Here is a 14,119-nt window from a genome sequence, read left to right on the forward strand (position 1 = left end):
GCTCCCCTCTACGGAATTGGATGGTGCGACCTCGTATTAAGGTACACGGGTTCCGATACGTTTGAAATTACCGAAGTTCATCCAGACGAACATGGCCCGTCCGCGCAGGTTGGCTTCCGGCAGCATGCCCCAGAATCGGCCGTCCAGGCTGTTGTCACGATTGTCACCCATGACGAAATAATGGCCGTCCGGCACGATCACGTCCGTATCGCCCATGGCGCCATTCAGCAAGGAATCGCGCGAGATCAGGATCGGGTGCGGCGCATGACCCGGCAAGGCTTCGATGCGGAGTTCCGACGGAATCGAGATCCCGCCTTGGTCTGCGTCCAGCACCTGCTTCGTGGTGTACTCGACCGGCACGCCGTTCACTTGCAGAACGCCCATGTGATAGCTGATCTTGTCACCGGGCAGGCCGATGACACGCTTGACGTAATCCACACCCTTTTCCGGATCGGTTTCGTCACGACCCGGAAATTTGAACACGGCGACATCGCCGCGCTTGGGTTCGCCGAGCGGCACAATCTTGGTATTGGTGATCGGCAGGCGCAGACCGTACGAGAACTTGTTGACCAAGATGAAATCGCCGATTTGCAGCGACGGAATCATGGACCCGGAAGGAATCCGGAAAGGCTCCGCCACGAAGGTCCGCAGCAACAAGACAATGGCCAGCACCGGGAAAAAACTGCGTGCAGTTTCGACCACCCACGGCTCTTTCTCGTCGGCCAGCAAATCGTCGCGACCGTGACGACGTTTACGCCAAACGAATTTGTCGAGCGCCCAGACGATGCCGGTGGCGAGAGTCAGTACGACCAGAATGGTTTCAAACCAGCGCATGCGATTTTCCGTATTGAATTATTTGTTGTCGACCTGAAGAACCGCCAGGAAGGCTTCTTGTGGAATCTCCACGCGACCGACCTGCTTCATGCGCTTCTTGCCTTCTTTCTGCTTTTCCAACAATTTCTTTTTGCGCGAGGCGTCACCGCCGTAGCATTTCGCCAAGACGTTCTTGCGTAGTGCTTTCACCGTCGTTCGCGCAATGACCTGCGAACCGATGGCGGCCTGAATTGCGACATCAAACATCTGCCGCGGAATCAGGTCTTTCATTTTTTCCGTCAATTCGCGGCCGCGGCGATCCGCATACTGCCGGTGCACGATGATGGACAAGGCATCGACTTTGTCGCCGTTGATCAAGGTATCCACCCGCACGAACGGGCCCGCCTCGAAACGCACGAAGTGGTATTCGAGCGACGCGTATCCGCGGCTGACCGATTTGAGCTTGTCGAAGAAATCCAACACTACTTCCGCCATCGGCAATTCATAGGCGATCTGGACTTGGCCACCCATATAGTTCATGCCGATCTGCGAGCCGCGCTTTTCTTCGCACAACTTGATCACGGCGCCGACATAGTCCGGCGGCGTCAAAATGTTGGCGCGAATGATCGGCTCACGGATTTCGTCGACGGTGTTCACCGGCGGCAGTTTCGCCGGATTGTCCAGCGGCATGACAGTGCCATCGGTCTTCAGGACTTCATACACAACCGTTGGGGCCGTGGAGATCAGATTGAGGTTGTATTCGCGCTCAAGACGCTCCTGCACGATTTCCATGTGCAGCATGCCAAGGAAGCCGCAGCGGAAACCAAAACCCATGGCTTCCGAGGATTCGGGCTCGAACCGGAGCGCAGCGTCGTTCAGGCGAAGTTTTTCCAGCGCTTCGCGCAAGTCCGGATAGTCCTCGGAATCGACGGGAAACAAGCCTGCGAACACGCGCGGCTGCATTTCCTGGAATCCGGGCAAGGGATCTGCCGCAGCGTCATTCGCCATGGTGAGCGTGTCGCCGACCGGCGCACCGTGCACATCCTTGATCGACGCCGTGACCCAACCCACTTCGCCGGCCGACAACTTCTTCAGCACTTTGCGCTTGGGCGTGAACACGCCGACGTTGTCGACTTGATGGGTGCGACCTGTGCTCATCACCAACAGCTTGTCACCGGGCTTGATCTCGCCCTGCATGACGCGCACCAAGGAGACGACGCCCAAATAGTTGTCGAACCACGAATCGATGATCAGGGCCTGCAGTTTGTCGGTGTCGCGCGGCACCGGCGGCGGAATCCGTTGCACGATGGCTTCGAGCACGTCTTGGACATTGAGCCCGGTCTTCGCGGAGATCGAAACAGCATCTTCGGCATCGATGCCGATTACCGCCTCGATTTCCTTCTTGACGCGCTCGATGTCGGCCGTCGGCAAGTCGATCTTGTTCAACACCGGCACGACTTCGAGTCCTTGCTCGACCGCGGTGTAGCAGTTGGCGACGGATTGCGCTTCAACGCCTTGTGCGGCATCGACCACCAGCAAGGCACCTTCACAGGCGGCCAGAGAGCGGCTGACTTCATAACTGAAATCGACGTGCCCCGGCGTATCAATGAAGTTCAATTGGTACACCTGGCCGTCGCGCGCCGTATAAGGTAGCGACACCGACTGGGCCTTGATGGTAATGCCGCGCTCACGCTCGATCGGATTCGAGTCGAGCACCTGCGCCTCCATTTCGCGCGCCTCCAAGCCGCCGCACAATTGGATGATGCGATCGGCCAACGTGGACTTGCCATGGTCCACGTGGGCGATGATGGAAAAGTTGCGGATGTTCCGCATTGCAGCTGGGACTTCGGACGACATGAGGATGCGTGTGTGGCCGTGGAGGCTTTTCAGACAATAAGCCGCACATTATCGCACGGGCATCCTGCCCAACCGCCCCGATTACTGCAGGTTTTCCGGCTGGATGGTCACAAATGCGGGGTTTCCACCGCGGCTGACCCGCAACATGATCGGTGCGTCCTTCCCGGCGGCGGCCACGGCCGCCTGCAAAGCCTGCGGCGTACCGACCGCCGTGCGTCCTACGGCCAAGATGATGTCACCGCGACGCATGCCCGCCTCGCCGGCCGGACCACGCGCCGATAGGACACCGACACCCTCGCCCGCCTTCAAACCCAACTGCTTGCGATCGTCGGCGTCCAAAGCAGCGAGTTCGAGGCCAAGCCGCGCTTCCTTCGGCGCAATGGCTGGCTTGTTGGGGGCTGCATCGCGGTCAAAACGGCTGCCGGTTTCCGCCACTTCAGTGAGTGCGTCCAACTTGACCGGCAATTGCACATTCTTGCCGTTGCGCCAAATGGAAAGCTGCACGACCGTGCCCGGTTGCTTGCTGCCGACGATGGGTGCCAAATCGCCCGCGCCGTTGATCGCGGTGCCATCAATGCTGCGCACCACGTCCATGGATTGCACGCCCGCTTTCGCCGATGCACCACCCGGCTCGACATCCGCCACCAAAGCGCCGCGGGTGTCCGGCAATCCCAACGCACGGGCACTGTCCGGGCCAACTTCCTGCAGACGCAAGCCGAGTTTGCCGCGCTGAACTTTGCCAGTGGTTTTCAATTGCTTGACCGCCGCCATGGCCGTGTCAATCGGGATCGCGAAGCTGACCCCTTGATAGCCGCCGGAATTCGAGAAAATCTGGGAGTTGATGCCGATGACTTCACCGCGGGCATTCATCAGCGGGCCACCGGAGTTGCCTCGGTTGATTGCCACGTCCGTTTGGATGAACGGCACGTAGCTTTGGCCGGTACCACGATCGGTTCGCCCAACGGCACTGACAATGCCGGCAGTCACTGAGTGGTCCAATCCGAACGGCGAGCCCATCGCGAACGCCCACTGCCCGGGCTTCACCTGACTCGATTCGCCCAAGGGAATTGTCGGCAAATTGGTGCCCTCCACCTTCAGCAAGGCGACATCGGATTGCGCATCGCTTCCGACCACTTTGGCGTTCAAGACGCGGCCATCCGAGAATTTGACGCGCACTTGCGTGGCACCTTCAACCACATGGTGGTTGGTCAGCACGTCGCCATTAGACGAAATCACGAATCCGGTGCCGATCGCAGTACCGCTACGTTGCTGTGGCATACCCGGGAACGGCATCATGCCCGGGCCGAAAAAGCGACGGAATTCCTCCGGAATATCACCCATGCCTTGGGGGCTGGCCTTGGGCTTGATCGTGGCTTCGATGTTCACGACGGCAGGACCGACTTGTTCGACCAATCGCGTGAAATCAGGGAGACCGGAAACGAGGTTCTGCGTGGGCTGCTGTGCGCGCGCCTGCTCGAAGAACATCGGTGACGCCCCGAGCATTGCGGAAACCACGGCAACGGCCAATACGTGTTTGCGAATTGACATCAAGTCTTCTCCCTGCGAATGCGAGATCCGCACATCAGATCAAATGGATGGATTCAAGGTTGTGTGTTGTCGGACGCTGGCTGCGTTCCAAATGGCGACGCTCGCCCGGTGTTGAAGCTGGCATTGAAGGCGCCGTCCACACCGGGGATAACCGATCGCGGCCAACCCGGATGCGCTGCGGGGTCCACACCCAGCACGCCCTCCTCGGACTTGCCACGAAGGACACGCTCCACATCGCCTGCACGTTGGATGGATTTGGGTACCGCGGCAATGGCTGTGCCTTGGCGCGACACCTGAGGCGGCCGCTCAACGGGTTCTGCTTTCGGCGTGTTGGCGCGGGCAATCAATGCGTCCGTATCCGCGGGGACGCGCCAAGGCCGAACCGTCGGCGCGTCAACGACCGCATCGCCACTTGCCACCGGCGCGTCGGATCGGACAGGCAGCGATGCCGTCATCGAGGCTGTCGAAGAAGACGTTGCGGGCGGGGCAACCGGCAACATGGCGTTCGGGCTCGTGGTGACTTCCGCCACCACATCGGCAGGCATCTCCGCCTTGTCCAATCCCGGCTTCACCGCGACGGCGATCACGCCCAAAGCGGCCGCCATCGCGACACCGCCCAACCACTTCTTCATGCCATTGAAATAGGCCGGCTTGGCGCTAGCGGCTTGCGCTTCTTGCACCAAGGCCTGCTGGATCGACGCGCGCAGATCGACTTCCGGCTGACGCGACGACGCGGCACGCAGGACGTCGCCGGCAAACTGCCAACGCCCGAGTTGCTCAGCAAGCGCCGGATCGCGTTCCAGCCGACGGGCCAAAAATTTGGCCGCATCACCGCTTTCCTCTCCGTCCAGCAACGCTGAGAGGGATTCGCGAAGATCTGTGGATTCCTGCATCACTGTGCTCCTTTTGCCGCGGATGCCCACGGCGCCAACGCGGCGTCCATGGCATCGCGCGCGCGAAAAATTCGTGAGCGCACCGTACCCACCGGACAATTCATCCGTTTGGCGATGTCGTCGTAACTGAGACCCTCAACCTCACGCAGGGTGATCGCCTCACGCAATTCCGGCGGAAGGGATTCGATTGCCTTCAGAACCGCACGTTGCATTTCCGACTGGATCGCCAAACGCTCAGGCGTTTCGACGTCACGTAGCTGGTACGCCGACTCAAATTGCTCGGCATCACTGAATTCGATGCCTTCAAGCGGCACCCGACGATGATGAAATGCCAGATGGTTTTTTGCGGTATTCACAGCGATTCGATAAAGCCATGTGGAGAACTGGGCATCGCCCCGGAATCCAGGCAGCGCACGATAGGCACGCATGAAAGCGTCCTGTGCGACATCCTGACACTCGCTCCAGTCGCGAATGAATCGCCCGATCAGCGACACCACACGCGATTGGTGCTTGAGCACCAGCGCATCGAATGCCTGCATGTCGCCCGCCTGTACGCGTTTGACCAGCAGCGCATCGTCTGCCTGAACCGCCGAAGCGGGTTGTTCCAAATCAGGCATCGAAGCCGATCTCCTGTCTCAGCCTCTGATGTCCGAGGCTTGTGACCCGCTGTTTTCGGGAAAGTTCCCAACAGGTGTCGACAAATGCCACCTGCGTGCATCTGACATCACCGTCGTCCAGTTAAGATGATAAACAGCTGAATCCAAGGTTTCACAGAATGACGCATAACTCACGTTTTGATGGTTTGAAACTCGCCCATTGGAAGACGGAAACGCGCGCCGACGATATCGTCCGGGTGCGTTTTGATCGCGCCGATGCTTCCGTCAATGCTTTTTCCCAAGCCAGCTTGGTGGAGCTCGACGCCTTAGTCGAACGAATGAAAATCGATCCGCCGAAAGGTGTGGTTTTCCTATCCGGCAAGAGCAACGGATTCATTGCCGGCGCCGACCTTCATGAATTCCAATCGTTCGATGCCAAAGGCACCGTCGATGCCGCGATCCGTCGCGGTCAGACGGTGTTTCAAAAGGTCGCCACATTGCCTTGCACGACGGTTGCGGCCATCCACGGTTTTTGCATGGGCGGCGGCACCGAACTTGCGCTCGCATGTACCCGTCGCGTGGCGACCAACGCGCCGTCCACACGTATCGGCTTGCCGGAAGTTTTGCTGGGCATTTTCCCAGGCTGGGGTGGCAGCGCGCGTTTGCCGCGATTGATCGGCGCGCCTGCAGCTTTTGACTTGATGTTGACCGGGCGCGCTGTCACCGGCAAAGCGGCGTTGGCCATGGGTCTGGTCGACAAGGTTGTCGACCCTGCGGTGCTGGAAGACGAGGCAATCGCGCTGGTGTCGCGCGGCGTCGACCGCCCCTTCAAACAACGGTTCATGGCACGTGCAACCAACCTGTGGCCGGTGCGGCAAGTCCTTGCACCGGTGCTGGAAAAACAAGTGGCACGTAAAGCACCGAAGGCACATTACCCGGCGCCCTACGCGCTGATCCGAACTTGGCGCACTTCCGCAGGCGGCAGCATTGCAAAGGCGCTCGATGCCGAACGCCGCGGTGTCGTCAAACTGGCCGCCACGCCCACCGCGCGCAATTTGATTCGCGTCTACTTCTTGCAGGAGCGCATGAAATCTTTGGGCAGCGGCGACAGCGGCATCCAAAATGTGCACGTCGTGGGTGCCGGTGTCATGGGTGGTGATATCGCGTCGCTGGCTGCCTACAAGGGCTTCAACGTTAGCTTGCAAGATCGGGAGCAGCGCTTCATTGATGCGGCCATGGGACGCGCCGCCACTTTCTTCGAGAAGAAAGTGAAAGATCCGGCGAAGCGACCCGCCGTTGCCGGACGATTGAAGGGTGATCTCGACGGCCAAGCGATTGCACAAGCCGATTTGGTGATTGAAGCGATCATCGAGAATCCGGAGGCGAAGCGTGCGCTGTATGAAACCGTCGAGCCACGCTTGAAAGACACCGCGATTTTGACGACGAACACCTCGTCAATCCCCTTGGTGGAATTGCGTGAACATATCGATCACCCGGCACAGTTCGCGGGCCTGCACTATTTCAATCCGGTCGCGCAGATGCCGTTGGTCGAAATCGTGCAGCACGACAGCATGTCGCCCGAAACGCAGGCGCGCCTCGCTGCGTTTTGTCGCAAGCTCGACAAATTCCCGGTGCCGGTCGCGGGCACGCCGGGGTTTTTGGTCAACCGCGTCTTGTTCCCGTACATGCTTGAAGCCATGCGCGCTTATGCGGAAGGCATCCCGGGTCCGGTCATTGACAAAGCAGCCAAGAAGTTCGGCATGCCGATGGGCCCGATCGAGTTGATCGACACCGTCGGTCTGGATGTCGCCGCCGGCGTCGCCGCGGAACTGGCACCTTTCCTCGGCTTGGACATTCCCGAGCAATTTTCGTCACCGCCGGAAGCCGGCAAGCGCGGCAAGAAGGACGGGCAAGGCATCTATACGTGGAAAGACGGGAAGCCCGAACGTGCGGAAGTCGCGAAGGACTACAAGGCACCCGAAGATTTGGAAGATCGCTTGATCTTGCCGTTCGTCAATGAGGCCGTGGCCTGCCTCCATGACGGGGTTGTCGCCGATCCCGACCTGTTGGATGCAGGGATCATTTTCGGGACCGGTTTTGCACCCTTCCGAGGCGGTCCGATCAACTACGCACGGGAAACCGGTGTGGACGTCTTGCTCGCCAAGTTGAAATCACTGCAACAAACGCATGGCGATCGTTTCGCGCCACGTCCGGGATGGGACAATCCGATTTTGAAGATCCGTTCCGACGCCGCCTAAGGCATCACATGGTGCAGGTCGCGGATTCGGTTTCGCGGCCTGCCAACAGGGTTTCTATTTGGCCACGAAGCATGGCCGCCTCGTTGGTATCGTCAAATTGCAAACCGATGCCTTCTACCCGACTTTCTTGCGCGCGCGCAGGGGTGTACCAGCAGACGTGGCAGGCGACGGCGTGCCGCTCTGTGGAACTCGGCAGGGTCACAACCAAAAAGACCGGATCCCCCAGTGAATAGCGTTTGGTTGTCTTCAAGAACAATCCGCCGTGCTTCACAAAGGGCATATAAGCCGCATAGACCTCGTCAATGGTCGTCAGTGCCAGCGTCTGGATCGCCTGGCGTGCGCCACCGGCTCCGGGCATATTCATGGGCGTCGCTCCTTGTTCAATGGCACCATCTTCCGGCACCAATCTACCAACAATTCAGTCAGGATGAGATTCGGACGCACCGGCGTACGCAATAACGCGCGTGCGCGGTTGGCTTCGTCGAACCATGTCGCCAATGCCCGTCCCGCGTTTGAGGGCGGCAGCGCCGCGGCGCGATCCACGGCCAACTCGGCCGCAAAGCGCACGCAGAGGTCAGGATCTTCCTGCATCCATGCCTCGGCGACTTCTGACGGCAGGCGCTTCGACTGTGCGAGCAGGTCCAAGTCGTTGTCGATGCGGGCACGCAACGCCATACCGCCGTTGGCCAACCAATCGCGTGCAAGCACCGGATGTCCCCTGGCAGCCGTCAGCGCTGCGGCGGCCGCTTCGGCGGATTGTCCTGAGGACTTTAGCCATGCCATCGCGCTCTCGCGCTTCGGTACCGGCATCTCGATTTTTTGACAGCGACTGCGAATGGTCTGCGGAAGATTGCCGGGGTTGGCCGCCAACAACCAGAGGTAGCGATTCGGCATCGGTTCCTCGAGCGTTTTCAACAACGCGTTCGCCGCGGCGTGATTGATGGCATCAGCCGGATCCACGATCACAATCTGTGCCCCGCCCATTTGCGGCGTGAGTGCAAGTGATGCGCTCACCGCGCGCAGTTGGTCAATCACGATTTCCGTGCGCAGCTTTGTCCCTTCTTTGTTCAACTCGAAGGTGACAACACGCAGATCCGGATGGGTGCCGGCCAGACGCAACTGGCATGCGCGACACTGCCCGCAAGCAAACCCTGATTGCGGTTGATGGCAAAGAATGTAGGCAGCCAATGTGTCTGCAACAAGTCGTTTGCCGATTTGCGCAGGACCCGTCAGCAAGGTGGCGTGGCCCAATTGACCCCGCTCATGCGCATCGCGCAGGGCGGTGTAGGTTTCCGATTGCCAATCAGTTAAGGCGGCCATCACGCAATATCGCCCATGTAGGCCTGTAAGTGGGCCACCGCCGCGCCTGCAACCTCGACTGGCGAAAGCGTCGCATCCACCACGCGAAACCGCTGCGGCTCCGCATGCGCGCGCGCGACATACGCATCGCGCACCACTTGGAAAAAACCATCTTTCTCGCGCTCGATGCGGTCCGGCGTTCCGCGACCGCTTGCACGCGCGCGACCCACGTCGACGGGCACATCCAAAAGCAAGGTCAGTCCGGGTTGGACACCGACAAAACGTTTTTCAAGATGCGTAATGGTCGACACATCAATGCCGCGCGCCGCGCCTTGATACGCGTAGCTGGCATCGGTGAAGCGATCGCTCAGTACCCACGCACCCGAGGCCAAGGCGGGTGCGATGACACGCTGTACATGCTGCGCGCGCGAAGCGAACATCAGCAGCAGTTCGGCTTCGGCAGTAGGCGAGTCATCGGTTTGCGTCAACAACAGCTCACGGATGCGTTCGGCCAAGGGTGAGCCCCCGGGTTCGCGCGTGCAAACCACTTGTTCGCCGGTTTCCTGCAATGCGGCGGCGAGTGCATTCAAGACCGTCGACTTTCCCGCGCCCTCGCCCCCTTCAAGGCTAACGAATCGTGATGCCGACACGATGGTGTGCAAGCTCATTTCGCAGGTGTGCTCGCAGGCGCCGTGGCTGGCGTGGCAGCGGGTTGGGCGCCCGATTCCGGGGTGGTGGTGGCAGTGCCGGTCATCGGCCCTTTGGCATTGCCGGCGCGATAACGTGCCAAGTATTCCCGCACATTGGCTTGATGCTCGGCGTAGGTCGATGCAAAGAGACTCCGCCCAGTGCCGTCGCCGGCCGCGACGAAGAAAACAGACTCGCCGGCGGCAGGCCGGGTGACGGCTTTCAATGCATCCTTACCGGGCATCGCGATGGGCGTCGGCGGCAGACCGGTGCGCGTGTAGGTGTTGTACGGCGTGTCTTTCTGCAAATCCATTTTGCGGATGTTGCCCTTGTATTCACTGCCCATGCCGTAAATCACGGTGGGATCGGTTTCCAAGCGCATGCCTTTTTGCAAACGGCGGACAAAGACGCCAGCAATCATCGGGCGCTCAGAAGCCAATCCGGTTTCTTTTTCCACAATCGAGGCCAGTGTCAGCGCCTCGTCGCGATTCTGGAATGGCAGTCCTTGGATGCGGGTCTTCCACGCTTCGGTCAGTGCCGCATCCATGGCTTTATAGGCTTGCTTCAACACCGCCAAATCCGTGTCGCCTGTGTTGTAGCGATAGGTTTCCGGCAGGAACCGGCCTTCAGCAAATTGCCCCGCATGACCCAAGGCCTTCATCAAGGCCGCGTCATCCATGTCTTGAATGGTGGACACCAAGGGACGGGCCTTGGCCAAGGCCGCGCGCAAGTCGCGGATATTCCAACCCTCGATGATGGTGAAGCGATAGCTCACCACTTTGCCATCACGGATGTCGACCAACAATTGCGACGGTGACATGCCCGGCTTCAGGGCATATTCGCCGGCCTGCAATTTGCCCGCGGCCCCCACCTGACGTGCCAGCAGTTGCCATTCCACATCGAAACCGGAGGTGATACCGAGCGCGCGCAGGCTGCGCAGCAATTGCGGCATGCCGTTGCCACGTTCGACCACGACACGCTGCGCCGACGTCGGACTATTCATTGGTGTACGCGAGAACGACGCGTAGTGCTGCCAGACAAAGGCGAACGCGACAAGGGCCACGAGCAGCGTGACGAACAGGAGACCTTTGAAGCCCTTCGTGCGGGCGGCAGTTGCGTTTTTGACCATGCTTGAATCGTCCTCAGGATGGTTCAAGGATACCGTCAACCTTGGCCAAGTGCCTTCAACATGCCGCGGGCTTTGGCGCGGGTTTCGTCCAATTCCTTGTCCGCATCTGAATCCATCACAATTCCGGCCCCGGTGCGAAATCTGAGGCTGGATCGGCGGAGATCCAGTTCCGCACTTCGAATCAAGATATTCAGGTCGAGATCGCCGTCGCGATTGATCCAACCGATGCTGCCGGTATAGGCACCGCGCCCCTCCCCTTCGAGCTCGGCGATGATTTGCATGCAGCGAACTTTCGGACAACCGGTGATGGTGCCGCCGGGGAAAACCGCCCGGATCACATCCGCCGGCGATGTTTTCGGAATACGCGTTCCGCGGACATTGCTGACGATGTGGTGAACATGCGCGAACGACTCAACCGTCATCAGTTCGTTGACTTCGACGCTGCCGCCCGTGCTGACCCGTCCGATGTCGTTGCGAATCAAATCCACCAACATCACGTGCTCGGCGCGTTCCTTCGGGTGACCCACCAATTCGCGGACACGCGCGGCGTCGGGGTCGTCTTTCGTACGCGGTCGTGTCCCCGCAATCGGGCGCGCTTCAACGCGATCGCCGTGCACCGAAACCAATCGCTCCGGCGAAGCGCTGACGACCGCCCAGGAGTCGCGCGCAAAGATCGCTGAGAACGGCGCGGGATTGGCTTGGCGCAGAACGGCATGCAGTGCCGCCGGCGCCAATGGCTGGTCGAACACCGCATCCCATGCGCGTGACAAATTGACTTGGAAGACGTCGCCGGCGGCCAGATAGTCCAGCACACGGCGAACACCGGCCGTAAATGCCTCGGGTGGGGTTTCACTGACACTGCAGGCAGGCAGTTGCGCGACCGGCGAATCAGCGTTTTCCAACGCGTTCAAATCCGCCTGCATGAGGTCGAGCAATGGCTCGCCGCCCGCCTCGGCCACCAACCAGCTGACATCGCGTTCGTGGTCGTAAGCAATCGCTGCACGCGCACGCAGCGCCGTGGCCCGCACGCCCGCCGTCGGCGACGCCGGCATGTTGACGGCCGGCTCAATCTCTTGCGTCAATTCATAGCCGAGGAATACACACCAGCCACCCTTGAACGGCGGCCCATCTTCCGTGTCATCTACGCGGTCGACCTGACAGCTTTTGAACGCCGAATCAAATGCGTTCAAAAAACCGCCGGGCAATGGCCGGCCCGACAAATCACAAGTGCTGCCATCGTGCGAGGTTTCGATGCCCTCACCTTCGCATAGAAACAAAAAATCCCAACGCGCATTCGAGCGCGCCGAGACATCCAAGGCATCAGCAGACGACTCGAGCAACACCGGATAGCGTTGCGGCTGCATTGAATGCAGCCGCAACAGATCCATGCGTCCGGGCAACCGCCGTCTGAGCGGCACGACCGACATGCTTAGATGCGCTTCAATACCAAGGTGCCGTTGGTGCCACCAAAGCCGAACGAGTTCGACATGGCGATATCGACTTGCTTTTCGCGGGCACTGTGCGGCACGTAGTCGAGGTCACAACCTTCCGACGGGTTGTCGAGATTGATGGTCGGCGGAATCACGCCGGTATGCAGCGCCAAGGCCGAGTAGATGGCTTCGACACCCCCGGCCGCGCCCAACAAGTGACCGGTCATGGATTTGGTGGAAGACACCAACACCGACTTTGCCGAATCTCCCATGGCGGACTTGATCGCCAAGGTTTCGCCCAGATCACCCGCCGGCGTGGATGTGCCGTGTGCGTTGATATAGCCGATGTCCGAAGCGTTCACGCCCGCGTCCTTCATGGCCGCGAGCATGCAACGCGCCGGGCCATCACCGTTCTCACTGGGTGCGGTCATGTGATAGGCATCGCCACTCATGCCGAAACCGGTGATTTCGCAATAGATGCGTGCACCACGCGCCTTGGCGCGCTCGTATTCTTCGATGACCAACACACCGGCACCATCACCGATGACGAAGCCGTCGCGGCCCTCGTCCCACGGGCGCGACGCAGCGGTGGGATCATCGTTACGGGTCGACAGCGCTTTCATCGCACAAAAGCCTGCCACGGCGGTATTCGTGATGGCGTATTCCGCGCCACCGCAAATCATCGCGTCGGCATCGCCGTACTGAATCATGCGTGCGGCCAAACCGATGTTGTGGGTCGCCGTGGTGCAGGCCGTCACAGCCGCGATATTCGGTCCCTTGGCTCCGGTGAGGATCGACACCTGACCAGAGACCATGTTGATGATGGTGCTCGGAACGTAAAACGGCGACACTTTGCGCGGTCCGCCGGCAGCAAATTTCAGTGTGGTTTCTTCAATCCCGTGCAAACCACCGATGCCCGCGCCGACCGCGACGCCGATGCGTTCGGCGGCTTCGCCTTCGATCACGATGCCGGAGTCCTGAATCGCCATCAGCGAAGCGGCCACGCCGTAATGCACGAAGGGATCCATCTTTTTGACGTCTTTGGCCGGAATCCACAGCGAAGGATCAAAGCCTTTCACCTCACCGGCGATCCGGGTGGGAAACAGCGAGGCATCGAAATGCGTGATTTCTGCGATGCCCGATCGCCCATTGCTGATGGCATCCCAATTGGTCTTCAAATCAAGACCGACGGGCGAAAGAATTCCCATGCCAGTCACAACAACGCGGCGCTTTGCCATAAACCCTTCCTTCAATCAATCTTGTATTCGTTCACATGGACCAAAAAGGTCCAGATACGCGTGAGGCCGCACAAAGCGGCCCCAAGCGGTCAATCCATTACGACACTCAGGCCTTGACGTGGCCCTTGACGTAATCGACGGCTTGTTGAACCGTGGTGATCTTTTCAGCTTCTTCGTCCGGGATCTCGCATTCGAATTCTTCTTCGAGTGCCATCACGAGTTCGACCGTGTCCAACGAGTCAGCGCCCAAGTCGTCGACGAACGAGGAATTGGTGTTGACGTCTTCGGCCTTCACGCCAAGTTGTTCGACAACGATCTTCTTGACGCGCTCTTCAATGTTGCTCATGTGTTGCTACTCCGAGGAGAAATAA

At 59.8% G+C, this 14,119-nt stretch carries 13 protein-coding genes; 1 reads left to right on the plus strand and 12 read right to left on the minus strand.

Going from position 1 to position 14,119, the window contains the following annotated elements; all coding sequences use genetic code 11:
• Positions 1-36 precede the first annotated feature (36 nt).
• The 5 genes from lepB to rpoE form a co-directional block, all read right to left on the minus strand.
• Positions 37-834, minus strand: a complete 798-nt coding sequence (gene lepB / locus H8L67_RS06210; protein ID WP_220378999.1) for a signal peptidase I — start codon at positions 832-834, stop codon at positions 37-39.
• An 18-nt stretch (positions 835-852) separates the two neighbouring features.
• Entirely contained in the window at positions 853-2,646 is a 1,794-nt protein-coding gene (lepA, locus tag H8L67_RS06215; RefSeq protein ID WP_434063431.1) for a translation elongation factor 4, read from the minus strand.
• 105 nt (positions 2,647-2,751) lie between these two features.
• The gene (locus H8L67_RS06220) at positions 2,752-4,218 is read right to left on the minus strand and encodes a Do family serine endopeptidase (RefSeq protein ID WP_220379001.1); all 1,467 of its coding nucleotides are present in this window, start codon (positions 4,216-4,218) and stop codon (positions 2,752-2,754) included.
• Positions 4,219-4,271: 53 nt separating this feature from the next.
• Entirely contained in the window at positions 4,272-5,111 is an 840-nt protein-coding gene (locus H8L67_RS06225) for a sigma-E factor negative regulatory protein (protein ID WP_220379002.1), read from the minus strand.
• Positions 5,111-5,728: an RNA polymerase sigma factor RpoE gene (rpoE, locus tag H8L67_RS06230; protein ID WP_220379003.1), complete on the minus strand. Its 618-nt coding sequence runs from the start codon at positions 5,726-5,728 to the stop codon at positions 5,111-5,113. Before rpoE ends, H8L67_RS06225 begins: the two co-directional genes overlap by 1 nt.
• 158 nt (positions 5,729-5,886) lie before the next feature.
• On the opposite strand from rpoE, the gene H8L67_RS06235 reads away from it, so the two are divergent.
• Positions 5,887-7,965 carry a 3-hydroxyacyl-CoA dehydrogenase NAD-binding domain-containing protein gene (locus H8L67_RS06235; RefSeq protein WP_220379004.1) on the plus strand — a complete coding sequence of 693 codons (2,079 nt, stop codon included), beginning with the start codon at positions 5,887-5,889 and terminating at the stop codon, positions 7,963-7,965.
• A 4-nt stretch (positions 7,966-7,969) separates the two neighbouring features.
• On the opposite strand, the gene H8L67_RS06240 is transcribed toward H8L67_RS06235, so the two are convergent.
• The 7 genes from H8L67_RS06240 to acpP form a co-directional block, all read right to left on the minus strand.
• Positions 7,970-8,329, minus strand: a complete 360-nt coding sequence (locus H8L67_RS06240) for a PilZ domain-containing protein (protein WP_434063395.1) — start codon at positions 8,327-8,329, stop codon at positions 7,970-7,972.
• Positions 8,326-9,288, minus strand: a complete 963-nt coding sequence (gene holB / locus H8L67_RS06245) for a DNA polymerase III subunit delta' (protein ID WP_434063396.1) — start codon at positions 9,286-9,288, stop codon at positions 8,326-8,328. Before holB ends, H8L67_RS06240 begins: the two co-directional genes overlap by 4 nt.
• Positions 9,285-9,932, minus strand: coding sequence for a dTMP kinase (gene tmk, locus H8L67_RS06250; protein ID WP_220379006.1), 648 nt, complete (start codon positions 9,930-9,932; stop codon positions 9,285-9,287). Before tmk ends, holB begins: the two co-directional genes overlap by 4 nt.
• Positions 9,929-11,080 carry an endolytic transglycosylase MltG gene (mltG, locus tag H8L67_RS06255; RefSeq protein WP_220379007.1) on the minus strand — a complete coding sequence of 384 codons (1,152 nt, stop codon included), beginning with the start codon at positions 11,078-11,080 and terminating at the stop codon, positions 9,929-9,931. Before mltG ends, tmk begins: the two co-directional genes overlap by 4 nt.
• 35 nt (positions 11,081-11,115) lie before the next feature.
• Positions 11,116-12,498: an aminodeoxychorismate synthase component I gene (locus tag H8L67_RS06260; RefSeq protein WP_434063432.1), complete on the minus strand. Its 1,383-nt coding sequence runs from the start codon at positions 12,496-12,498 to the stop codon at positions 11,116-11,118.
• 11 nt (positions 12,499-12,509) lie between these two features.
• Positions 12,510-13,748 (minus strand): beta-ketoacyl-ACP synthase II, encoded by a 1,239-nt coding sequence (gene fabF, locus H8L67_RS06265; RefSeq protein WP_220379009.1) that lies wholly within the window; start codon positions 13,746-13,748, stop codon positions 12,510-12,512.
• Between the two features lie 106 nt (positions 13,749-13,854).
• Complete coding sequence (gene acpP, locus H8L67_RS06270) at positions 13,855-14,094, minus strand: acyl carrier protein (RefSeq protein ID WP_220379010.1); 240 nt, start codon at positions 14,092-14,094, stop codon at positions 13,855-13,857.
• Positions 14,095-14,119: the final 25 nt, after the last annotated feature.

Source organism: Lysobacter soyae (assembly GCF_019551435.1).
Taxonomy (GTDB): Bacteria; Pseudomonadota; Gammaproteobacteria; order Xanthomonadales; family Xanthomonadaceae; genus Solilutibacter; species Solilutibacter soyae.